The organism is Pseudomonas sp. ICMP 561 (genome assembly GCF_002699985.1).
Classification (GTDB): domain Bacteria; phylum Pseudomonadota; class Gammaproteobacteria; order Pseudomonadales; family Pseudomonadaceae; genus Aquipseudomonas; species Aquipseudomonas quasicaspiana.
Genome location: NZ_LKBT01000056.1, coordinates 178,535 through 200,834 on the forward strand (window position 1 = coordinate 178,535; position 22,300 = coordinate 200,834).

A 22,300-nucleotide genomic window follows, 5' to 3' on the forward strand; every position below is an offset into this window, starting at 1 on the left:
CTTTTCCATGCAGGGATGTTTGTGTACATATCCATTGCTGCGTTATGGCTGATATTGGTTGCGCTTTTACAGCGCGTCACTTTTGATAGAGCGCAAAAGTAACCAAAACGCTCTTGCCCCACCACTTGGTGCCTCGCTGTCGCTCGGCATACCCGTAATCCGACATTGCTGCGTGGAGCCGCCGCCACCGGCCATCCATGGCCTGAGGCGGCTAAACCGGCATCCCTGCCGGTTTGCCCCACGCAGCAATATCGAATTCCGGCCGGCGTGGTTTAACGGGGCGCCTAAGATCAAAATCAAAAGCAGATCAAAAACAGAACGAAAACGGCGATAGCTCCTCGGACCGGTAGGAGCGAACTTGTTCGCGAGACGTCAGCACAGCTAACGAATACATCATCTGACACACCGCTTCGCAGCCTTCGGCAGCTCCTACAGAAACCCAGCAAACCCACACAATCAGGTCGGCTATCAGGCCGCCGCGCTTTTGACTTTGATCTTAGGCGCCCCGTTAAACCACGCTGGCCGAACGCAGATTCTGAAGCGTGGGTAAACCGGCAAGGACGCCGGTTTAGCCGCACCGGGCCATGGATGGCCCGTTGCGGCGGCCCACGGTTCAGGATCTGCGGGCGGGCATCCCGAGCCTAGGCGAGGGACCGAGTGTTGGGGCAAGAGCCTTTTGCTTACTTTTGGGCTCTATCAAAAGTGAGGCGCCGTAAGGGCGCAACCAATATCAGCCGTGACTAAGATAATGGATATGTACACAAGGTTGCTGCATGAAAGTTGTGTAGATACCTATGCCGCGAAAGAGCGACGCGGCCTGCAGTAAAACCGCGGTGTTCTTATCGTCGGAATGCCGCCCAGACCAAGCACCGCGGATTTGTGTGCGGCTTCAGGTTCATGATGAGCCTGTGGGACCGACCGGGGTGGCGCTCCACTTCATTCGGGAAGGCGGCATTTCAAGCGATACATCAGTTGCGGATGTACCGGCCCCTTCGCGAATGAATTCGCTCCCACGGATTTGTGTTTGCAGGCCAACATAGAATCTCCCACATACCCGGCCGCTACATAATCCCCCTCCAGACCCGTTTGCCGGAAGGGGAGCAACACACTCACTTGAACGCTGGAACCACCTGCTTGATAAACAACTCCAGCGACTTTTTCTTCTCGGCATGGGGCAGGCTGTTGTCGCACCAGAAGCTGAATTCGTCGACGCCCAGTTCCTGGTAGTGCTTGATGCGGGTAACGATTTCTTCAGGGGTGCCGATCATGGTGTTCTTGCGGATGTTGTCCAGTTCAAACTCCGGACGTTCCTTGAACTTTTCCTCCGGGCTTGGCGCGAGGAAGCCGTTGACCGGGGTCTGTTTGTTGCCGAACCAGGCGTCAAAAGTACGGTAGAACTTCGAGATGGCCGTAGCGCCGACTTTCCAGCCGTCGGGGTCATCTTCCGCATGGACGTGGGTGTGACGCAGCACCATCAGTTGTGGGCGTGGCACGTCCGGATTGTTGGCCAGTGCGGCTTCGAACTTGTTCTTGAGATCCACGACCTCCTCATCGCCTTTCATCAGTGGCGTGACCATCACGTTGCAGCCGTTGGCCACCGCGAAGTTGTGGGAATCAGGGTCGCGGGCGGCGATCCACATCGGTGGTGTCTTGATCGGTTTCGGGACGCTGGTCGAGGTGGGGAATTTCCAGATTTCACCGTCATGGGCGTAGTCGCCTTGCCAAAGGGCGCGCACCACAGGGACCATCTCACGCAGCGCCAGGCCGCCTGACGAAGCAGGCATGCCACCTGCCATGCGATCAAATTCCACCTGATAGGCACCACGGGCAAGGCCGACTTCCATGCGCCCATTGCTGATCACGTCGAGCAGCGCGCATTCACCGGCCACCCTCAGCGGATGCCAGAACGGCGCAATGATGGTGCCTGCGCCCAGGTGAATCGTCGTGGTTTTGCCAGCCAGGTAGGCCAGCAATGGCATCGGGCTGGGAGAGATGGTGTATTCCATGGCGTGGTGTTCGCCAATCCAGACGGTGCTGAAACCGCCAGCTTCGGCCATCAGCGTCAGCTCTGTCAGGTCCTCGAACAACTGACGATGGCTGACCTGTTCATCCCAGCGTTCCATGTGTACGAATAATGAAAACTTCATGACGCGTTCCTCGGATTGTTCAGCTCCAGGCCCATGTCTGCGACCTGGCGAGTTCGATAGTGATGGCGCTGCCAGCCAGACATCGGCACGCTGCGCAACGGCTGGCTAGTGAGCGCCAGCCGCTTTGTTGAGGTCGCTTTCAGTCCACTCGGTGTAAACGCACGCATCGCCGGTGGCCCACCGCACCCTGACGGTGTCGCCGGGTTGCATCGGCATGCCGGTGGCCGACAGCGCCTTGACGGTCATCGCGGTGCCATCGGCGGTCATGACCGAGCAGGTCTGGCTTTCACCCAGGAACAACACTTCGCCGACCTTTGCCGTGACCTCGTTCCAGCCGCTTGGCAGCGGTTCCTGGCTGGCCTGTTCGATGCTCAATGCCTGGGCTTTTTCCGGGCGGATCATCAGCAACGCTTCCTGACCTGCCTGCAAGCCGGGCGTCAGGCGGATCGACAGGCTCTGGCCTTCGAAGGTGGCGACTGCGTTGCCCTGGGCCGTGAGCTTGAGGAAGTTCGAGTTACCGAGAAAGGACGCCACGAAGGCATTGGGCGGATTCTGGTAGAGGTCGTAACCGGTGCCCAGGCCGACGATTTTGCCGTGGCTGAAAATCGCGATGCGCTGGGAGAGGCGCATGGCTTCTTCCTGATCGTGGGTCACGTAGACGATGGTGATGCCCAGACGGCGATGCAGCTGGCGCAGCTCGTCCTGCAAGTCTTCCCGAAGTTTTTTGTCCAGCGCGCCGAGGGGTTCGTCCATCAGCAGGATACGGGGTTCATAGACCAAAGCGCGGGCGATGGCGACGCGTTGCTGCTGACCGCCAGACAGTTGCGAGGGGCGGCGGTGGGCAAATTCTTCCAGTTGCACCAGCTTGAGCATGGCATCGACACGCTTCTCGCGTTCGGCCGCTGGCAGCTTGCGAATCGCCAGCGGGAAGGCAATGTTGTCGCGCACCGACAGATGCGGGAACAGCGAGTAGCGCTGGAAGACCATGCCGATATCGCGCTTGTGCGGCGGCACGTTGACCAGCGATTGACCGTTGACCAGAATCTCGCCGGAACTGGGCGTCTCGAACCCCGCAAGCATCGACAGCGTGGTGCTTTTGCCGGAGCCGCTGGAGCCAAGGAAGGTGAGGAATTCGCCGTCCTGTATATCCAGGGAAATGTCGTCCACGGCCGCGAAGTCGCCGTAGTGCTTGTTCAGATTACACAGGCTGACCAGCGTGGTATTTGGCTGTTGCCCGGCTTCTTTTATCACGGCACTCATGAGGTACTCCTCGCTTCGTTGCGTCGGCGCAGGGTGGCTGCGATCACCATGATCATGACTGACAGGCCAATCAGCAGCGTCGAGGCGACGGCGATCACCGGGGTCAGGTCCTGGCGCAGGGTGGTCCACATTTTGACGGGTAGGGTTTGCAGTGTCGGGCTGGCCATCATCACGCTCAGGACGACCTCGTCCCACGAGACCAGAAACGCGAACAGGGCACCGGCGATCATGCCTGGGCGAATGGCCGGGAAGGTCACCTTGAACACTGCCTGTAACCGCGATGCGCCGCAGATCACTGCCGCATCTTCGATGGACTGATCGAACAGTTTCAGCGAGTTGATGATGGAAATGATGGTGAAGGGCAGGGCGACGATGACGTGACTGACCACGAATGAAAACAGCGTGCCGGTGTAGCCCAGTTTCAGAAACAGCGCGTAGACCGCCACGGCGATGATCACCAGCGGCACGATCATGGGCAGGGTGAATACGCCGTAGAGCATGTCCCGACCGGGGAAGCGTCCACGCACCAGAGCAAACGCGGTCGGCAGGCCCAGCGCGACGGCAAAGAACGTAGTCAGCAATGCGACCTTGAGGCTGGTCATTGCTGCGTCCAGCCACTCGGGGTTGGAAAAGAATTGACCGTACCACTTGAACGTCCAGCCAGGCGGCGGGAACACCAGCCATTGTGATGAGCCGAACGACAGCAGGACGATGAACACGATCGGCAACAACAGAAACAGCGCGATCAGGCCCGTGGTCAGGTAGAGCCCGTAGCGCAGCCGCGGGCTCATGGCATTGGGAGTCAGGAGCATGAAGGATTACCTCGCGTCACTGGCACCGACCGGGGATTCCGGCTGGAGCTTCAGGTAGAAGTAAAACAGCACCAGTGTGATCACGATCAGCAACGCCGCAGCGGCACTGGCCAGACCCCAGTTAAGGAACGATTGCACCTGCTGCACGATGAACTCGGGCAGCATCATGTTCTGCGCGCCACCCAGCAAGGCAGGCGTGACGTAGTACCCCAGCGACATGACAAATACCATCAGGCCACCGGAGAACAGCCCCGGTCGGCACAGCGGCAGGAATACCCGAAAGAAATTGCTCCACGGACTGGCACCGCAGATCGAACCCGCCTGCAGCACCATCGGGTCGATGGCTTGCATGGTTGCCTGCAGAGGAAGAACGATGAACGGGATCATGATGTAGGTCATGCCGATCACCACGCCGGTCAGGTTGTGGACCATTTCCAGTGGCTCATCGATCAGTCCCATGCCCATCAGCGCTTTGTTGATGACCCCGGAAGCCTGTAGCAGCACCAGCCAGGAGTAGGTCCGGGCGAGCAGGCTGGTCCACATCGACAGCAGGACAATGTTCAACATCCAGCGGCCCCAGCCGCGTGGCACCAGGGTGATTGCCCATGCCAGCGGAAAGCCCAGCAGCAGGCTGAACAGTGTCACCAGACCGGCCACCGAGAAGGTGTTGAACAAGACCCGTGAATACGCCGAGTTGGCGAACAGTTGCTCGTAATTGCCCAGCCCGGGTGTAGGCTCCAGGACTCCGCGCAACAGCAGGCCAATCAGCGGCGCGAAGAAAAACAGACCGAGAAAGATCAGCGCAGGAAGCAGATTGCGGCTGCCGCGCCAGCGCTGTGAGAAGGGTATCGAGCGATTCATCGTCACCGCCTGGGCCGATGCCGCACCGGCGGTGCTGGGAGCACCACCGGCCGGGCTGGATTGACGGGGGACAACCGCTGTCATTTTTACTTGACCAGCCATTCGTTCCACCGTGTCGCGATGTCCGGACCGTTCTTGGCCCAGTATGCGAAGTCGAGGGTAATTTGGTCCTTGGCATGCGCGGTCGGCATGTTAGGTGCCAGGGTCGAATCCAGACGTTGCACGCTGTCCAGGTTGACCGGTGCGTAGGCGCTGAGGTTGGCGAAGTCGGCCTGGCCTTTGGCGTCGGTGGCGTTGGCGATGAACTTCATCGCGGCGTCCTTGTTTTTCGCGCCTTTGGGCACTACCAGGAAATCAGCCATGACCAGGTTCTGTTTCCAGCTCACGCCCACTGGAGCACCGTCCTGTTGTACGGCGAACACCCGGCCGTTCCAGAATTGCCCCATGGACACTTCACCCGATGCCAGCAGTTGTTGAGACTGCGCACCGCCGCCCCACCAGACAATGTCTTTCTTGATGCTGTCGAGCTTTTTGAAGGCGCGGTCCAGGTCCAGCGGGTAGAGCTTGTCAGCCGCGACGCCATCGGCCAGCAGCGCCAGCTCCAGAACACCCGGGCTTGGCCATTTGTACAGGGCGCGCTTGCCGGGATAGGTCTTGGTATCGAACAGTGCGGCCCAGTCCTGCGGCGCTTTGGCACCGGTACCGGTTTTGCTCTCGTTGTAACCCAGCACGAAGGAGAAGAAGAACGAACCGGCACCGTGCTCGGAGACGAAGCGCGGATCAATCCGGTCTTTTTTGATGACGTTGAAATCCAGCGGTTCCAGCAAGCCTTCGCTGGCTGCGCGCAAGGCGAAATCGGCTTCGACGTCGACCACGTCCCACTGGACGTTGCCGCTTTCAACCATTGCCTTGAGTTTGCCGTAGTCGGTCGGCCCGTCCTGAACAACGGTGATGCCGCTGGACTTGCTGAAGGGGTTGGCCCAGGCCTGCTTCTGAGCATCCTGAGTCGAACCGCCCCAACTGACAAAGTTGACGCTCTCTGCCGCCAATGCCGCAGCACCCGACAGGGACAGGACGCCTGCAGTCAGCACTGCAATTGCACGTTTACTCAACACCATGTGTACGCCCTCATTTGTTGTGTTTTTGAGCGGGCTGTTGCTTGCCCGCTTATCGGGAGCAGTAGGTCCATTGGGGCCTTTTGAAACAGTGCGACCGAGTCAGATGCTGTTATTTGTGCTGTCCCTTTCCGGGCGCACCTGACGATTGATCGGCCTACGGAATATCATATTATGGTATTCCAAACTTTCTGCAAGAGCTTCGCTTCTCCGACGAAGCGTCAATTTGAGTTTGATGGGCTTTAAGCCCAATAATTACGGGGGCTAAACGTTTATTTTTAAAACAGGTTTACGCTTCGGGTACGCAATCTGAAAAGCGTTTTCATCCGTGAATAAACATCGAAAACAGGTGTTTTAAATGTGTTTTTCAGCCCGAAAACGGGATGTTTTCGACGACCTCCAGATCGTATCCAGTCAGCCCTGCGTACTTGAGCGGGGCGCCCATGTGGCGCAGTTTGCCGACGCCGATATCCTGCAGGATCTGTGCCCCGGTACCGACCTCCGAATAGATGCGCGACTGTGAACGGCTGAACTGACGCGGCGGTTGGGTCAGTTGTGGAATACGCTCGAGCAGCGCCTGGGATGACTCGTGATTGGCCAGCACCACGACAACCCCGCTGCCGGCCTCGGCGACTTTCTGCAGGGCTGCCCAGAGGGTCCAGTTACTGGGGCCGTTGTAATGCGCGCCGACCAGATCCCGCAATGGATCGATGACATGCACGCGCACCAGCGTTGGTTCGTCGCGCTTGATGTCGCCCATGATCATTGCCATGTGCACGCCGCCTTCGATGCGGTCCTCATAGCTGATCAGGCGGAACGTGCCGTGCACTGTGGAAAGCTCGCGCTCACCGATGCGGGCGACGGTGTGCTCGGTGCTCAAGCGGTAGTGAATCAGGTCGGCGATGGTGCCGATCTTGATGCCGTGTTTTGCGGCGAAGGTTTCCAGATCCGGGCGGCGGGCCATGGTGCCGTCGTCATTCATCACTTCGACGATGACCGAAGCGGGGGTGAAGCCCGCCAGACGTGCCAGGTCGCAACCGGCTTCAGTGTGCCCGGCGCGGGTGAGAACGCCGCCTTCCCGGGCGCGCAACGGGAAAATATGCCCCGGCTGCACCAGGTCTTCCGGTCGTGCATCGCGGGCGACGGCTGCCGCGACAGTTCGCGCCCGGTCGGCAGCAGAAATTCCAGTGCTGACTCCTTCGGCCGCCTCAATGGAAACTGTGAATGCGGTGGCGAACACGCTGCCATTGCTGGGAACCATCTGCTCCAGACCCAGGCGCTGGCAGTGCTCATCGGTCAGCGTCAGGCAGATCAGGCCGCGTGCCTCGCGGGCCATGAAGCTGATGGCCTGAGCGTCGCAGCAGTCGGCCGCCAACAACAGGTCACCTTCGTTCTCGCGGTCTTCGTCATCCACCAGCAGGACCATCTTGCCTTGGCGATAATCCTCGATGATTTCTTCGATGCTGTTGAACGGCATACCTGACTCCTGCTGTCATGAGTTGATTGACTTTTGGTATACCATAAGACAGTTTGTCCGGGTAAAGAACAGATATTTTTCAGGAGGGTTCGGATGAAGGCTTACTGGATTGCGCAAGTCGATGTGAATGATCCACAGCAATACACCCAGTACACACAGCGCGGTCCGGCGGCATTCAAGCTTTACGGCGGGAGATTCCTCGCGCGGGGAGGTCGCTCTGAGGCGGTAGAAGGCAAAGCCACACCGCAACGCACCGTGATCATCGAATTCGACTCCTACGATCAAGCCGTCGCTTGCTACAACAGCCCTGAATATCAGGACGCGATGAGCTACCGCGCGGGTGCTGCGAGGGCGGAGATTGTGATCGTGGAAGGGATTTAAGGTTTAGAAGCGCGCGGTATATAAAGCTCTGAGGGGCCTGATTTATTCGGGAAATGCACGGCCTGCGGATGTAATGGCGTCTTCGCGGGATCCGTTGGAGCGAGGCTTGCCCGCGAATTTATAACGATAACGCGGAGTGCCTGATCTGCCGAGTCGGCTGGTTCGCGGGCAAGCCTCGCTCCAACATACAACCCATTCATTCAGTGATTTATATTTTTTTGACGAGAGCGTCACCGGTGTCCATGACCCCGCGCTGGCTCGCAGCAAAAACGGGATCTGTAGGAGTGAGCTTGCTCGCGATTCGGTCTGTCAGCCGATGAAGATGTCGCCTGTCCTGACGCCATCGCAAGCTTCAACGAATGAAATGCACCTTGCCGGTGTCATCGTTACCGACATAGATCCCGTACGAACCGGTCCGGCGTTCTTCGATGTAGCGTTCGAGTATTTGCCGTATTGCCGGGTAGTAGATGCTGTCCCAGGGAATGTCTTCGGGGGCGAAGAATTTGTAGTCGAGGGTTTCCGGGCCAAACTGGCCGGTGATTTCCAGCGCCAGGGCGCGGAATACGATGTACACCTCGCTGATCGCCGGGACGCTGAAGATGGAGTAGGGCGAGAGGATTTCAGCCCTGACGCCGCTTTCTTCCCAGACTTCGCGCAAAGCCGCTTGCTCGGTGGTTTCGCCGCTTTCCATGAAGCCTGCGGGCAGGGTCCAGGTTCCAGGCCGGGGCGGAATCGCGCGTTGGCACAACAGGTATTTACCGTCCTGCTCAATGATGCAGCCGGCAATAATCTTCGGATTCACGTAGTGAATGTAGTTGCAGCCGCCGCACATCAATCGCTGATGAGTATCGCCCGCTGGCACGCGCTGAACGAGGTCAGCGCTGCCACAGTGCGGGCAAAAGCGCGGGGCGGGCATGTCAGTGGCCTATACGCGGTTCTTTCAGGGCCACAGGGGCGAACAACTCGCGTACCTTGCTGCCGTCATTCTGTTTGGACTTGAGGTAATCCAGCGCGACTTTTGCGGCGCTGCGCACATGGTCCACCGAAGCCTGATGAGCTGCCAGCGGGTCGCCGCTCTTGATCGCTTCGACGATACGTTCCATCTCTTCATTACTGGCGCTGCGTCGGTTTTCCTGCGAAACCGACGTGGCGCGCAGATAACTGATACGCGCCTGCAACTGCCGCAACTGGGTAGCCGCGACGTGGTTGCCCGAACCTTCAAGCAGTACGTCATAAAAGCTTTGCACTGAATCCAGCACTTGTTGCAGTTCGCCTTCCTTGAGGACCTTGCGGTTTTCCTCAAGGGCTTTTTCCAGCGCGCGAATATTCTTGGCCTTGGCCCGCAAGGTGAACAACTGAACGATCATGCCTTCGAGCACGCAGCGCAGTTCGTAGATATCACACGCGTCTTCCAGGGTAATGATCGCAACGCGTGGGCCCTTGGCGTCGGCGAATTCCACTAGCCCTTCGGACTCAAGATGACGCAGGGCTTCGCGGACCGATGTACGACTCACTCCGAGGCGTTCACACAGATCACGTTCCACCAGGCGATCACCCGGTAGCAGCTGAAAATTCATGATGGCGCTGCGCAATTTATCCAGCACGATTTCGCGTAGGGTAATGGGATTGCGATTGACCTTGAAGGAGTCGTCGATTGGCAGGCGTTTCATGGGTTTGACTCTGGATGTGACAGTTGACTGAAAATATGCACGATCAGTGTTGTATACGGCATGCCGTATGCCGTGGTGCGCATTGCGTGTATTTGCGCACGCCAGGCTGTGTTGCGCAAGCTTCCGGGATGACCGGTGCAAAACGCAGCGAAGTTTATCATGGGGCGTTTGCCCCGCAATGAAGCGGGGCTGCTGCAGATCAGACCATATCCGGCAGGGCACCCAGTTTGCCCCGGTAATAGACCATCGGCACCACAGGCTGCTCTGGCAGGATCAGATTCTTCACCGCACCGACGATGATTGCGTGATCACCGCCGTCGTACTCGCGCCACAGCTCGCACTCGATAATGGCAGTAGCATTGTTCAGCAACGGATTGCCCAGTTCGCTCAAGTGCCACTCGATACCTGCCGCTTTGTCTTTGCCTTTGCCTGCAAACGCATAGGCTTCGGCCTTCTGCCCGGCGGCCAGCAAGTGAATGGCGAAGCGCTTGCTGTCGCGCAGGACCGGGTAGGTGTCCGATTCGTAATTGGGGCAGAACAGCACCAGCGCCGGATCGATAGACAACGCGCTAAAAGCGCTGGCGGTAATGCCGACGATTCCGCCTTGCGCATCCAGGGTGGTAACCACTGTGACGCCTGACGGAAAGGAGCCCATGACTTCTTTGTATATGCTGGGTTCGATCATGTGAGGGACTCTCTTTTTTGGGCTTGTTGGGTTCGGGTGGCTAATCAATCAAGATGTACGAGCGGGTGACTAAAGATCAGCGCATGACAAACGGATCAGGCATCGGTGCTTGCGACAGGTTGATCCAGACAGTCTTGAGTTCGGTGTAGGCCAGCACCGAATCGATGCCGCTCTCACGGCCATAGCCGCTGTTTTTGAAACCACCAATGGGTGCCATGGCGGAGACTGCGCGGTAGGTATTGACCCAGATGATACCCGAACGTACATCCCGGGCCAGACGATGGGCGCGGCCCAGGTCTTTGGTCCAGATACCTGCTGCCAGGCCAAACTGCGAGTCGTTGGCGATGGCCAATGCTTCGGCTTCGTCCTTGAAACGGATCACTGAAGCGACCGGACCAAAGACTTCTTCCTGCATGATTTTCATCGAGTTGCGGTCACACTCGAACAAGGTGGGCTCGTAGTACCAGCCGTCGCTGTCCATCTGCGGGCGCTTGCCGCCAGTGCGCAACTTTGCGCCCTCTGCCAAGGCGTCGGCGACCAGACCTTCAACCACTGCCAGTTGCTGTGCCGTGGCCATGGGGCCCATTTCACTGGCATCGTCCTGAGGGTTGCCGATGCGAATACGCTTGGCGCGCTCGCTGAGTCGCTCAACAAACTCGTCGTAGATTTCGTCCTGCACCAACAGCCTTGAACCGGACACACAGCTTTGCCCGGACGCAGCGAAGATCCCGGCGATCGCGCCATTAATGGCACTGTCCAGGTCGGCGTCGGCAAAAATAATGTTCGGTGATTTGCCGCCCAGTTCCAGCGACAGCTTTGCGAAGTTTTCAGCACTGCTGCGCACCACATGCCGGGCAGTCGCTGCGCCACCGGTGAAAGCAATCTTGCGCACCAGCGGGTGGCGGGTCAGCGCGGCACCGGTGCTTGGGCCGTAACCGGTGACAACGTTCACCACGCCCGGCGGGATGCCGGCTTCGAGGGCCAGGCGGGCCAGTTCCAGCACCGTTGCCGAGGCGTGTTCCGATGGTTTGAGCACAATCGTGTTGCCTGCGGCCAGGGCCGGGGCGAGTTTGATGGCAGTCAAATACAGCGGACTGTTCCAGGGAATGATTCCGGCGACCACGCCCATGGGTTCGTGAACGGTGTAGGCAAACAGATCCGGCTTGTCCAGCGGCAGGGTGCCGCCTTCCAGTTTGTCGGCCAGCCCGGCGGTGTAGTGGAAAAACTCTGGCAGATAACTCACCTGACCCCGGGTTTCGCGGATCAGCTTGCCGTTATCCCGGCTTTCCAGCTGCGCCAGTTGTTCCTTGTTTTCAGCGATCAGGTCGCCCAGACGGCGCAGTAACTTCCCTCGTGCGGTGGCGGTCAACTTGCGCCAGGCCGGATTCTCGAAGGCTTTCTGTGCGGCCTGAACCGCACGGTCTACATCGCTTTCGTCGGCGTCGGGCAATTCGGCCCAGGCTTCGGCCAGCGCCGGGTTCAGGCTTTGGAAGGTCTTGCCGGAAAAGGCGTCGACCCATTGCCCGTCGATGCACATCTGAAAGCGAGTGAGCGTCATGCAACGATCCCCTTTGCCTGATTGTGTTGAGCCTCGGCCTTGCGCAGGAAATCCAGCAAAACCTGATTGACGAGCCGTGGCGACTCGACCGGCATCATATGTCGTTGTTCAGCGAGTATCGCAACCTCGGCACCGGGAATGCGCGAGGCCAGCTGGCGAGCCATCTCCGGCGTCGAGCCAGGGTCCAGTTCGCCGGTGGCGATCAGTGTCGGCGCGGTGATCTTGCCCAGATCGTCTGCCCGGTACATGTCCTGCGTGGCAAACAGCGTGTAAGTGGTCAGGTAACCCTGCGGGTCGTTCTCGGCGAGTATCGTGCGGATGGCCGCGATCTGCGCCGGGTTGGCGGCCTGGTATTCCCGGCTGAACCAGCGCGAGAGTGCTTCGGCGGCGTTGGCATCCGGTCCATGTTCAGCCGCCTGAGCGGTACGCGCGATGACCCCGGCGCGCTGCTCGGCACTGCGGTTGAATACGCTGTTGAGGACGACCATGCCCGATAAGTGCTGCGGGAAGTGCAGGGCAAATGCGCGCGCCACCAGCCCACCCATGGAAAAGCCGATCACTGTGGCTTGCGGCAGACCCAGATGCTCCAGCAACTCAAGCAACTGCTCGGCATAGCCCAGCAGCCCGGTATCAGCAGCGGGACGCGGGCTGGCACCGTGGCCGAGCATGTCATAGGCAATCACTCGATAGTGAGGCATCAGCCCCACGACCTGGCCGCCCCACATTTCTTTATTCAGACCCACACCGTGGATCAACACCACGGGATGGCCTTCGCCGGTGGCCAGATAACTGGTCCCGGCCGGGGTGCGTTCAGCAGTAAGCCGAATCATGGAGCGCTCCTGGCCTGTGCTTGATACGGAGGGTTACTGCTGAGCCTTTTCGGCAGCCAGCTGTTCCAGATCGATGTAGCGGTTGCCAATGCGCGGATGCAGACGCCCACCATCGGCAGCGCCCAGCACAACGACGATTTCGTCGGCACGAGGCGCATCTTCGATCTTCATTTCCAGGGTGATGTAGTGCGAACGCAGGCCTTCATCGTCCTTGTGCATCATCGGGATCTGAATCGAAGTACCAGGTCCGCCGCGCTTGTTGGTGAAGCTCAGGTAGCTTTTGGCTTTGACCGCTTCGCGATAGTGGTTGCCGAAGCGCAAGGTGTGGATCACTGCGGAGGCATGTTCGATTTCACCGTCAGCGCCAATGACTGCGGCTTTGCCGTAAGCCTCGATTTTGTCAGCACCGCCAATCGCATCTGTCAGACGCTTGACCATCAATTCGCCCAGCGCCGAGCAGTGCTCGCGGATTTCCGGGTTCAGGTCTTCAACGAAACCACGACCCAGCCAGGGGTTTTTGATCACTACTGCCAGACCCACCATGGTCACCGGCTTGTCGCTGGCTTTACCGCCTTCGATCAGGGTCTCTTCGGAATAGCAGACGATTTTGCGAATTTCGAAACTCATGGATGGACTCCCGAATGGGGTGACTGAATGTATTGCGTATGATGGTATACCATAATATTGGTCGTGCAAATTTTTTCTGCGTCAGGTGCGCAGTGAGAGATAAAGGCTGGATCGGCTCGCCACTCGATGAGCCAACAGGTAACGGGTATGCATTTCGTCGGCATTGCTTTCGATTCCCTGAACGGCCCACTTGGGTGCCACTCCACCTAACTGACGGTTGCGTCATTCAGGTGTTTTCGCAGCGGTTTACGTCACGGGAATTCAACGACGATTCATAACCGATCTACGAGGTGCCGCATGGCCAAGACAAACACCAGAACGACTGTTGCCGACCTGTTCATTCATGAGCTGTCCGACGTTTACAGCGCCGAAAAACAGATAACCAAAGCCTTACCCCGTCTGGCGCGGGCTTCTACCAATCCGTTGCTCAAGGAAGCGTTTGAGGCGCATCTTGAAGAAACCTATGGGCAGATCGAACGAATCGATCAGTTGGTGGAGCAGAGCGAACTCAAGCTCAAACGCATGAAATGCGCAGCCATGGAAGGGTTGGTCGAGGAAAGCAAGGAGCTGCTGGAGGAGATCGAGAAAGGCGAGGTGCTGGATGCGGCATTGATTGGTGCCTGCCAGAAGGTCGAGCACTACGAAATCGCTGCTTACGGCACGTTGATTGCCATGGCGAAACAACTGGGCATGAAAGACGCTGCCAAGCTATTGGGCGAGACGCTGACAGAGGAAAAGTCTGCGGATGAAAAGCTGTCGGCCATTGCCGAGCAGGGCGGGAATCAGGCGGCGACGATAGCGTCTTAGAGCACAACGGCACGGTGTCCATGACACCGCGCCAGATCGACTGTAGGAGTGAGCTTGCTCGCGATCGCAATTGATCAGTCAAAAGAATCTCGCCTGATCAATCGCTATCGCGAGCAAGCTCACTCCTACAGGGAGAGCTTTTCAAATCTCAGGCGATGCTGTAACCCTCAAACGCCTTGCCCTGCTGCAGCGCAGTCACAACATTCTTGCGATTGACCGGCAACTCGTTGCCTTCGTTATCGGTGAATGTTTCGTCCTGCAGGGTGGCTTCGTCGCCTTCGCCTACAAACGTGAACCCGAGGAATTCAAAGGCTTCACGGTCGACATTCAGGTTGGAGCGCGGGGTACGCAAAGGCAGGCTGACGCTTTGGCCGTCCTTGCTGATGGTGTAGACCTCGGCTTCTTTCTTGGCGCGGGCGGCCTTGCTTTTGCCTGTGCTCGGGTTGCTGATCGCCTGATGAGTCTGGTTCAGCACCTTGAGGGCAAGGCTGTAGACCAGCTCTTGAAAGGCAGGATCGTCTTTATAGCTGGACAGGATCCGGCTGATCGGGAACTGCGTGCTCAAATCGGCCAGTGCCAGGCTGTCGGCCGCTTCGGCGTCCTTGAGGCGCTTGAGTTCGCCCATCAGTTCGTAGGCCTTGTCATCGTCATAACTGTCCTGCGCAGCACGGATCGCGGCGCGCAGCTGACGAATTTCGTCGCTTTCCTTTGCAGTCTGGAACGCATCAAGCACCATCTCGCTGATGGTCTTGGCCTGAGGTGCGTGCTGTGAAAGACCGATAGAGTTTTCGTACTCGAGCTTGGCGGAGGTCACGGATTCAGTTGTCTGGGAATCAAGCATTGAATTTCACTATTTCAGGTTTGAGGCGCGAAAAGTCACTGGCCTTTCGGGGCGCATAATCTAGTGGACGCGGACGACGTTGTCACGGACCAATCCCGCAGCCCTCTATTTCAAGCCTTACGGGCGCTTGATAGCAAAACGGTACAATCCCGTACTTGTTTTTTCTCTTGTGTCTGTTGATCATCTCGCCCTTGAACCACTGACAAACAGAGAAAGCGGCACATGAGCACAGGTTTGACCGAAGACGATATGCGCAGAGCGCTGGGCCTGGATGTGCCTTCACCGGCAGCACCCGCGCCTGTGGAACCTGAGCTCAAGCCCGAGTCGACTCCGACGCCAGCGCCTGCTCCCGTCGCCAAGGCTCCACCACCGGCACCGCGCCCGAAAGCCAAGCGCCTGTCACCGGCGCTGCTGGTGACATTGCGGGTGACCAAAGAGTTTGAAGGCGAAGAAACGCTGTTCGTCCACGAAGCCAAAACCCTGAGCACCTTCGACGCCGAGCAGGAAGCCCGCAAGGCGGCTGCGAAAGAGAAGTACAAGTATTTTGAAGTGGTGTCGATCAAGCGGGTTGAGTGACAGGATTTTTTCAGATGAAACACGTTACTGGTAGGAGGCAACTTGTTGGCGAGGCTTTTTGCGCTGTGTTAACTCGACTAACGCCTCGCCAACAAGTTGCCTCCTACCGGTTATGCGGCGGGTAAAGATAACTGTCACCCCACTGCACTCAACCCGTGATACCCCCGATCAAAATAGACCAGCGCCGCAGCATCCTGCTGTCGACTCAGCGCCAGTACCTCGCAGAACAGAATGTCATGCGTACCCACGCTGACAGTCTGGCTGACCCGGCAATCAAACGAGGCCGCGGCACCTTCCAGCACCGGCGAGCCGGTGACCCAGGTTTCCCATTGCGCGGCGGCAAACCGCTCAGCCATGGGTGTCTTGCCGCCAAACAGATTGGACAGATCACGCTGCTCACAGGTCAGGGTGTTGACGCATAGCGTCGCATTGGCGGTCAGCGCTGCATGCACCGACGCCGAACGATTCAGGCAGACCAGCAAGGTCGGCGGCGTATCGGTAACGCTGCACACCGCCGTCGCGGTGAATCCGCAACGACCGTGCGGGCCGTCGGTGGTGATTACGTTGACCGCCGCGGCCAGTCCGGCCATGGCATTGCGGTAATCCTGTTGCGGGATCGGCAGCAACGTCTGGGCGACAGCAAGAAGTTCGGATGCTTGCATGAGTTTTTCTCCGCTCAGGCCTGGCTGGCAAGGTAATCGAGAAGTACACGATTGAAAGGCTCGACATCGCTGACGCTGGACGCATGGCCGCCATATTCGAGCAGTGCCAGTTGCCCGTTCGAAAGCTTGCTCGCGAGATGTTGCGAGCGCTGCCACGGCACTAGCATGTCGTCACGATTGGCGAGCAGCAGGGTCGGCGTGGTGATCTTGTGCAACTGATCTTCGACATCGAACGCCTGCAATGCGGCAATCCGGCGCAGCAGGTTGTTGGTCTCGGGAAAGTGCGCCAGCGCATGGGCTTCATCTTCGGCCAGTTGCGCGCTGTGCTCGGCGATCCAGTCGGCAGGATAGAGAAACAGCGCCTGGGCCTGGACGTAAGCCGCCGGACCGCTGTCGCGCAATAGATTCTTGCGCACTGCGAAGCAACGTTCGCTGTGCGGGTTCGGGCTGCTCCAGGCGTTGATCAGCACCATGCTTTGCACCAGTTGCGGGCGCTGCAAAGCCAGTTCGAGTCCGACCAGTCCACCCAGCGCATGGCCGATGAAGTGACAGTGCTGTACATCAATGCTGTCGAGCAGTGCGAGTAATTCGGTGGCCATGGTCGCAATCGAATAATCCTCGGCAAGGGTCGCCGGGCTGCGGCCAGTTCCGGCCTGATCGTAAACCACCACCTGATAGCGTTCGGTCAACACTGGCAGTTGCGGTGCCCAGAACCGGGCCGAGCCGCCCAGGCCTGAACTCAATACCAGGGTCGGCGCATCGGCGGCCTGGTTGCCGAGGATTTCGTAGTGCATGCAAGACTCCATTACAGGCGCTCAAGCGCCTGGTTGTTGTGGATAGCATTCTCTCGTAGGACCGGCCTTGGCCGAGAGGGCGGCATTGCGTTCGATAGATAATCTTCGTCAGGAACATCGCTCTCCCGGCTAAAGCCGGTCCTACGGAGATATCGTTCATACGCACCTTCGTAGGAGTGGCTTTAGCCGCGAGGGCGTCATTATGTTCACTGCATTGCTGTGGTCAGGAATATCGCTCTCCCGGCTAGAGCCGTTCTTGCGAACAGGCGTCCTGTGAAATCAGCCGATGTGGGCGATGCTGGCGATTTCGATCAGTGCTTCGGGTTTTACCAGGCCGCACTGGATGCAGTAGCGCGCAGGTTTTTCCCCGGCGAAGTATTCGGCGTAGACCTCATTCACCTTCGCGTAGTCGGCCCAGTCCTTGATCATGATCATGTTGAACGTAACGTCGTCCATGGTGCCGCCTGCGGTTTCAATCACGCTCTTGATGGTCTCCAGCACGTGACGGGTCTGCGCGGTCGCGTCGCCCACATGCACCACATTGTTGTCTTTGTCGAAGGGCAGGGTGCCGGATACATACAGCACGCCATCAGCCATGGAGCCCGGAACGAAAGGGGCGATAGGCTTGGTGGTACCGGCTGGAATGATCGCTTTCTTGGTCATGGGCTTTCCTCAGAGAGTGGAAGTTTTGGGAGTGAACGTGCTGCAGAAATCTTCAACGCTGGAAACCCAGCCGAAAAACGTTTCGATGTTGAACAGGGCCGCCTGCTGCGCGAACGCCGGACCCGCCTGATGCGTGGCGTCGGCCAGCACCACGCCGAAATACTCAAGGAAGAAGCCATCGCGCAGGGTCGACTCGACACACACGTTGGTGGCGATACCCGTGAACACCAGGTTACGAATGCCACGGCTGCGCAGCACGCTGTCGAAGTTGGTATTGAAGAAGCCGCTGTAGCGGGTTTTCGGCAATACGATGTCGCCCGGCTGTGGCTTCAGTTCGTCCACCAACTCATAGTCCCAGCCGCCTTTGGCCAGTAGTTGGCCTTGCAGCTCGGGGCGTTTACGCATGGTTTTCAGCGCGTTGGATTTATGCCAGTTGGGCGAGCCTGGGCCGCCGGCTTCGACGTAATCCGGGTCCCAGCCGTTCTGGAAGAAAATCACCGGCATGCCTGCGGCGCGCGCTGCGACCAGTGCCTTCTGAATGCTGGCGATCACCGGTCCGGTGCTGCTCACATCAAAACCCGCGAGGTCCAGATAGCCGCCCGGCGTCGAATAGGCGTTCTGCATGTCGATCACGATCAAGGCTGTCTCGCAGGCTTTCATGCTCAGCGGTTCCGGGCTTGCGGGAAGTTGCCGAGCAGCTTCTGCGGACTGCGGTGGTGCATAGCCTGATACAGGGGCAATTGCATTCATCAGGCAGATTCCTTGAGCAGATTGATGTGTTGGCGACTGGTCATCAGCGGTTGAATCTTCTGCCCGAAATCTTCCACGCCTTTAACGAAGTCATCGAAGGTCAGCATCACGCCCTGGGTGCCAGGTACGCTGGCCACTTCATCGAGCATGCGTGCCACCGACGCCCATGAACCCACCAGCGTGCCCATATTGATATTCACGGCGGAAGTTGGATCGGCCATCTGCCGCATGTTCGAGCCGGGGCTCTTGTCGGCTGAGCCTTTTTCGCTGAGCCAGGCGATAGCTTCCTCGTCAGCCCCGGCCTTGATGTGCTCCCAGCGGGCGCGGGCGGCTTCATCGGTATCGTCGGCGATGATCATGAACAGCGGGCAGGAAGTGACGTTGCGGCCGGTTTTTTCGTTGGCCTCGATCAGCTTGGCAGCGGTTGGCGCGTAAGCCATCGGGGTGTTCACACCCTTGCCGAAGCAGAAGTTGTAGTCGGCGTATTGCGAAGAAAACGCCATGCCCGCTTCGCTTTGGCCTGCGCAGATGATTTTCATGTCAGCTTGAGGTTTAGGGCTGACGCGGCAGTCGTTCATGGTGAAGTACTTGCCTTTGAGATCGCTGTGCCCGGTGCTCCACAGGTCTCGTAACACTTGGGCGTATTCGGCCAGGTATTCATAGCGGGTCGAGAAGAACTCATCTCCCGGCCACATGCCCATCTGTTCGTATTCCGGTTTTTGCCAGCCTGTTACCAGGTTCACCCCGAAGCGGCCGCCGGAAATCGAGTCGATGGTCGAGGCCATACGCGCCACGATGGCCGGGGGAATAGTCAGGGTCGCAACGGTGGCGAACAGGTGGATGCGGCTGGTGACAGCGGCGAGTCCCGCCATCAGCGTGAAGGACTCCATGTTGTGTTCCCAGAACTCGGTCTTGCCACCGAACCCGCGCAATTTGATCATCGACAGGGCAAATTCGAAGCCGTAATGCTCGGCCTTCTGCACGATTGTCTTGTTCAATTCGAAAGTCGGCATGTACTGCGGCGCGTTGCTGGAAATCAGCCAGCCGTTGTTACCGATAGGGATGAAGATTCCAATATCCATGTGAAGGCCTCTTGCATGCGGTGGCAATGAACGGTGCGCCCGGCGAAGTCCGGCAGCACGCTACACAGGACGTTTTGCATGAAGCAGGCCAGCTTTTGATTGTTGTTTTAAAACAAAGAGTTGATTGAATAATGGTATGGGTTTCAGACCATTTGGTCTGGATTAGAGCACTTGGTTTGTGCGCGGTGCACGCAGACGGGGCAGGAATACCGAAGTCCGGTTTTAGTAGGAGCTGCCGAAGGCTGCGAAGCATTCATCCAGATATGCCGCGATCGCAGCCTTCGGCAGCTCCTACAGGTCCAGTGTTGGTTGCACGACAGCGAGGTGCCATGGACATTGCGTGCTTCGGTTTGTGGTCTATCCCCCATCCACCAAGGTAAAGTGCCCCGGTATTCAATGTTGATGCGGTCGTAAATGTGAACAACGAACCTCCAGTGGCGCCTCCCAAATCCGTCAAACGCAGCCGTGTGGTGAAACCCAAGGCGCCTGCGCTCAAGGCTAAAGCCAAGCCTGTGGTTAAAGGCAAGGGCACGCGCGAGGCCAGTGCGTCGACGGTCAAGCGGCGGATGCGTTTGATAGAAGGCAAGCGTGCGGCGATTCTGGACGCTGCGCTGGAAATCTTCTCGCGCTTCGGCCTGCATGGCACCAGCCTGGATCAGGTGGCGAGCATGGCCGATGTGTCCAAGACCAATCTGCTTTATTACTTCGCCAGCAAAGAGGAGCTCTACACCAGTGTGCTGCGCCAGTTGCTGGATGTATGGTTGAAACCGTTGCGCGGCTTCAGTGCAGAGCAGGATCCGGTCGAGGCAATCAGCGAATACATCCGGGTCAAGCTGGAATTGTCCCGTGACCATCCCGCCGAGTCGCGGCTGTTCTGTCTGGAGATCATTCAGGGTGCGCCGTTGATGCTGGCTGAACTGGAGCAGCCACTGCGCGATATCGTTGAGGCCAAGGTCTCGGTGATTCAGGGCTGGATAGAGGCGGGCAAACTGGCACCGGTTGAACCGCATCACCTGATCTTCTCGCTGTGGGCCACCACCCAGCACTATGCGGACTTCGCCAGCCAGATCAACGCGGTGACCGGCAAGACGCTTGATGATCCGGTGTTCTTTGCGCAGACGCTGGAGAATCTCCGGGCGCTGATTCTCAATGGGATTTGCCCGCGTTAAATCCTGATTAAAAAAATCGCAGGGTTATTCTGGCTCAATGCTCCTGGCCAAGCCTTTCGCCCATGCCGTGGCCATTTTTTCTCCCACCGGCTCGAATTCCGGATGGGTCTTGCGGTACTCCGAAAGCTCGGCCATCGCCCGGCTCATGCCAGTGCTTACTCTGCCAAGCAGTTCGGCGCAGCGGGCTTCGGTCAAGCTGCACGACGTGCGCCCGAACTGGACCAGCATCTTGCGTTTTGGCCAGGCTTTTGAACCGCCCAGCAACAGACCCATGATGTCGTTTCCTGCATATACCGTGGTGGTCACAAGGTCGTAAGCTGGCGCGAGCCAGATGTCTGCGTCCTCGGCACAGTTTTCATAGAGCAACCCGAAATTTTTCAAATGCCCGTCACCATTCTGGATACCGGCAGAAAGCGCGACCATCATGAAGAAGTCCTCCAGTGCTTTAGTAACACGGGACGGCGTGACATAAGACTGGATCAGCCTGGCGCACCCTTGATAGCTGCCGTCATACTTCTTGACTGTTCCCCAGCCTGACAGCACGCACATGTCTTCAAATCCGAGGTAGCCGCTGTCAGCGACGTCGAAGCGTTTCACGACCAGTAATCTTCCTTGGCGGCCAAGCTGGATTTCAGGTACTTGAAGACCGGAATGGAATGCTGCCCGCATGCAGAAAAACTCATTGGCGGCCAGTTGGGGGAATTCCGGGTCGTGGAATGTTTTAACGATGTGCGTGGCACCCCGATGGGTAATTCGTCCAGTTTCGCCTTCCTTCTCGTCAGCTTCGCGGATCAGTACTTTTGGCTGAACGCCTGAAACCCCTGAGTAGGCGGCGTAAGTTTTCATGAGGCTATCGAACAAGTCTTCCGCCCCGTCGTAGATCAACAGTTCGGAAAGATTGATCTCGGGAAGCGGCTCGTCGCTGGCGGCATGGGCGATGCTGATGCGCCCGAGCTGATGTGGGCCGACGATGCCCAGCAATGCGAAGTCGTCAAAGCCGCGCACCGACTTGCTGAAGCGCCGCGTGAGTTCATTTTTGAGATGCCCCTCGGGTAGGTGCATCTCGAATAGCGGATGGATTCCGTACTCCCAGTTGTAGCTCTCCAGGCGCACTGGCATGGTCAAGGACACGGCGTCCTTTTCGGTCAGTGGCTGGTTATAGGAGAAAATCGAGTCGCGATTGTTTTTTCCACCACGCCCCAGAGTTCCGGCAGCGACTCCCCCTGCGCCGATGTGCAGCCTTTCACTTGCTGAGCTATTCATGGACGTTTCCCGCTTTCAGTTCATCAAGGGTCTTGCGTCGACGTTTGGGGGTCGCAGTCAATTCATAGCCCAAGCCTTCAAGGACTGCCGCAACCTTGCGAATGCCGACCTCGGGGATAGTGTTGTTCTCAATGCCGGAAATGGTCGCTCGACTCATGCCATGCCGGTCTGCGAGTTGGCTTTGCGAAAGGCCAGCGCTCTTGCGCAGATTTCTGATCAATGTACCTAATTCATTCACTTAAAATTGCATCCTATACGGTGCATAAATAA

Annotated in this window: 24 protein-coding genes; 4 read left to right on the plus strand and 20 right to left on the minus strand. The window is 58.2% G+C overall.

Features of this window, described 5'->3' with window-relative positions:
- Nucleotides 1-1,109: 1,109 nt before the first annotated feature.
- The 6 genes from AO242_RS24640 to ribBA form a co-directional block, all read right to left on the minus strand.
- On the minus strand, nucleotides 1,110-2,147 hold the full coding sequence (locus AO242_RS24640) for an LLM class flavin-dependent oxidoreductase (RefSeq protein WP_099270757.1): 1,038 nt from the start codon (nucleotides 2,145-2,147) through the stop codon (nucleotides 1,110-1,112).
- Nucleotides 2,148-2,252: 105 nt separating this feature from the next.
- A complete protein-coding gene (locus AO242_RS24645; RefSeq protein WP_099270758.1) occupies nucleotides 2,253-3,407 on the minus strand; it encodes an ABC transporter ATP-binding protein in 1,155 nt (384 codons plus the stop codon).
- On the minus strand, nucleotides 3,404-4,219 hold the full coding sequence (locus AO242_RS24650; RefSeq protein WP_027898826.1) for an ABC transporter permease: 816 nt from the start codon (nucleotides 4,217-4,219) through the stop codon (nucleotides 3,404-3,406). Before AO242_RS24650 ends, AO242_RS24645 begins: the two co-directional genes overlap by 4 nt.
- A 6-nt stretch (nucleotides 4,220-4,225) precedes the next feature.
- Nucleotides 4,226-5,182 carry an ABC transporter permease gene (locus AO242_RS24655; protein ID WP_099270759.1) on the minus strand — a complete coding sequence of 319 codons (957 nt, stop codon included), beginning with the start codon at nucleotides 5,180-5,182 and terminating at the stop codon, nucleotides 4,226-4,228.
- Nucleotides 5,167-6,198 (minus strand): ABC transporter substrate-binding protein, encoded by a 1,032-nt coding sequence (locus AO242_RS24660; protein WP_027898828.1) that lies wholly within the window; start codon nucleotides 6,196-6,198, stop codon nucleotides 5,167-5,169. Before AO242_RS24660 ends, AO242_RS24655 begins: the two co-directional genes overlap by 16 nt.
- Before the next feature lie 364 nt (nucleotides 6,199-6,562).
- On the minus strand, nucleotides 6,563-7,672 hold the full coding sequence (ribBA, locus tag AO242_RS24665; RefSeq protein ID WP_099270760.1) for a bifunctional 3,4-dihydroxy-2-butanone-4-phosphate synthase/GTP cyclohydrolase II: 1,110 nt from the start codon (nucleotides 7,670-7,672) through the stop codon (nucleotides 6,563-6,565).
- Between the two features lie 93 nt (nucleotides 7,673-7,765).
- Between ribBA and AO242_RS24670 the strand changes: the two genes are divergently transcribed.
- Nucleotides 7,766-8,053 (plus strand): DUF1330 domain-containing protein, encoded by a 288-nt coding sequence (locus AO242_RS24670; protein WP_027898830.1) that lies wholly within the window; start codon nucleotides 7,766-7,768, stop codon nucleotides 8,051-8,053.
- Nucleotides 8,054-8,405: 352 nt separating this feature from the next.
- On the opposite strand, the gene AO242_RS24675 is transcribed toward AO242_RS24670, so the two are convergent.
- From AO242_RS24675 to AO242_RS24700, 6 genes are all read right to left on the minus strand, one after another.
- Nucleotides 8,406-8,969, minus strand: a complete 564-nt coding sequence (locus tag AO242_RS24675; RefSeq protein ID WP_027898831.1) for an NUDIX hydrolase — start codon at nucleotides 8,967-8,969, stop codon at nucleotides 8,406-8,408.
- A 1-nt stretch (nucleotide 8,970) separates the two neighbouring features.
- Nucleotides 8,971-9,723: a GntR family transcriptional regulator gene (locus AO242_RS24680; protein WP_027898832.1), complete on the minus strand. Its 753-nt coding sequence runs from the start codon at nucleotides 9,721-9,723 to the stop codon at nucleotides 8,971-8,973.
- A gap of 199 nt (nucleotides 9,724-9,922) precedes the next feature.
- Entirely contained in the window at nucleotides 9,923-10,408 is a 486-nt protein-coding gene (locus tag AO242_RS24685; RefSeq protein ID WP_099270761.1) for a flavin reductase family protein, read from the minus strand.
- 76 nt (nucleotides 10,409-10,484) lie between these two features.
- Nucleotides 10,485-11,966, minus strand: coding sequence for an aldehyde dehydrogenase (locus tag AO242_RS24690; RefSeq protein WP_099270762.1), 1,482 nt, complete (start codon nucleotides 11,964-11,966; stop codon nucleotides 10,485-10,487).
- Nucleotides 11,963-12,796: an alpha/beta fold hydrolase gene (locus AO242_RS24695; RefSeq protein WP_099270763.1), complete on the minus strand. Its 834-nt coding sequence runs from the start codon at nucleotides 12,794-12,796 to the stop codon at nucleotides 11,963-11,965. The genes AO242_RS24690 and AO242_RS24695 overlap by 4 nt, the downstream gene beginning before the upstream one ends.
- Before the next feature lie 33 nt (nucleotides 12,797-12,829).
- The gene (locus AO242_RS24700) at nucleotides 12,830-13,423 is read right to left on the minus strand and encodes an amino acid synthesis family protein (protein ID WP_027898836.1); all 594 of its coding nucleotides are present in this window, start codon (nucleotides 13,421-13,423) and stop codon (nucleotides 12,830-12,832) included.
- Between the two features lie 297 nt (nucleotides 13,424-13,720).
- Between AO242_RS24700 and AO242_RS24705 the strand changes: the two genes are divergently transcribed.
- Complete coding sequence (locus AO242_RS24705) at nucleotides 13,721-14,230, plus strand: YciE/YciF ferroxidase family protein (protein ID WP_099270764.1); 510 nt, start codon at nucleotides 13,721-13,723, stop codon at nucleotides 14,228-14,230.
- Between the two features lie 148 nt (nucleotides 14,231-14,378).
- Here AO242_RS24705 and AO242_RS24710 read toward each other — a convergent pair whose 3' ends face one another.
- Nucleotides 14,379-15,071, minus strand: a complete 693-nt coding sequence (locus AO242_RS24710) for a hypothetical protein (protein ID WP_099270765.1) — start codon at nucleotides 15,069-15,071, stop codon at nucleotides 14,379-14,381.
- A gap of 222 nt (nucleotides 15,072-15,293) precedes the next feature.
- Between AO242_RS24710 and AO242_RS24715 the strand changes: the two genes are divergently transcribed.
- Nucleotides 15,294-15,647, plus strand: a complete 354-nt coding sequence (locus tag AO242_RS24715; RefSeq protein WP_099270766.1) for a hypothetical protein — start codon at nucleotides 15,294-15,296, stop codon at nucleotides 15,645-15,647.
- 134 nt (nucleotides 15,648-15,781) lie between these two features.
- Here AO242_RS24715 and rutF read toward each other — a convergent pair whose 3' ends face one another.
- The 5 genes from rutF to rutA form a co-directional block, all read right to left on the minus strand.
- Entirely contained in the window at nucleotides 15,782-16,309 is a 528-nt protein-coding gene (gene rutF, locus AO242_RS24720; protein WP_099270767.1) for an NADH-dependent FMN reductase RutF, read from the minus strand.
- Nucleotides 16,310-16,323: 14 nt separating this feature from the next.
- Entirely contained in the window at nucleotides 16,324-17,103 is a 780-nt protein-coding gene (gene rutD, locus AO242_RS24725; RefSeq protein WP_099270768.1) for a pyrimidine utilization protein D, read from the minus strand.
- A 279-nt stretch (nucleotides 17,104-17,382) separates the two neighbouring features.
- Nucleotides 17,383-17,766, minus strand: coding sequence for a pyrimidine utilization protein C (gene rutC, locus AO242_RS24730; protein WP_027898842.1), 384 nt, complete (start codon nucleotides 17,764-17,766; stop codon nucleotides 17,383-17,385).
- Between the two features lie 9 nt (nucleotides 17,767-17,775).
- Nucleotides 17,776-18,516, minus strand: coding sequence for a pyrimidine utilization protein B (gene rutB, locus AO242_RS24735; RefSeq protein WP_099270769.1), 741 nt, complete (start codon nucleotides 18,514-18,516; stop codon nucleotides 17,776-17,778).
- Nucleotides 18,516-19,598 carry a pyrimidine utilization protein A gene (gene rutA / locus AO242_RS24740; RefSeq protein WP_027898844.1) on the minus strand — a complete coding sequence of 361 codons (1,083 nt, stop codon included), beginning with the start codon at nucleotides 19,596-19,598 and terminating at the stop codon, nucleotides 18,516-18,518. Before rutA ends, rutB begins: the two co-directional genes overlap by 1 nt.
- A 416-nt stretch (nucleotides 19,599-20,014) precedes the next feature.
- Here rutA and rutR point away from each other — a divergent pair, with 416 nt between their 5' ends.
- On the plus strand, nucleotides 20,015-20,767 hold the full coding sequence (gene rutR, locus AO242_RS24745; RefSeq protein ID WP_027898845.1) for an HTH-type transcriptional regulator RutR: 753 nt from the start codon (nucleotides 20,015-20,017) through the stop codon (nucleotides 20,765-20,767).
- Nucleotides 20,768-20,791: 24 nt separating this feature from the next.
- Here rutR and AO242_RS24750 read toward each other — a convergent pair whose 3' ends face one another.
- Both AO242_RS24750 and AO242_RS24755 read right to left on the minus strand, forming a co-directional pair.
- Complete coding sequence (locus AO242_RS24750; protein WP_099270770.1) at nucleotides 20,792-22,030, minus strand: type II toxin-antitoxin system HipA family toxin; 1,239 nt, start codon at nucleotides 22,028-22,030, stop codon at nucleotides 20,792-20,794.
- On the minus strand, nucleotides 22,023-22,268 hold the full coding sequence (locus tag AO242_RS24755; RefSeq protein WP_099270771.1) for a helix-turn-helix domain-containing protein: 246 nt from the start codon (nucleotides 22,266-22,268) through the stop codon (nucleotides 22,023-22,025). Before AO242_RS24755 ends, AO242_RS24750 begins: the two co-directional genes overlap by 8 nt.
- Between the last annotated feature and the right edge of the window lie 32 nt (nucleotides 22,269-22,300).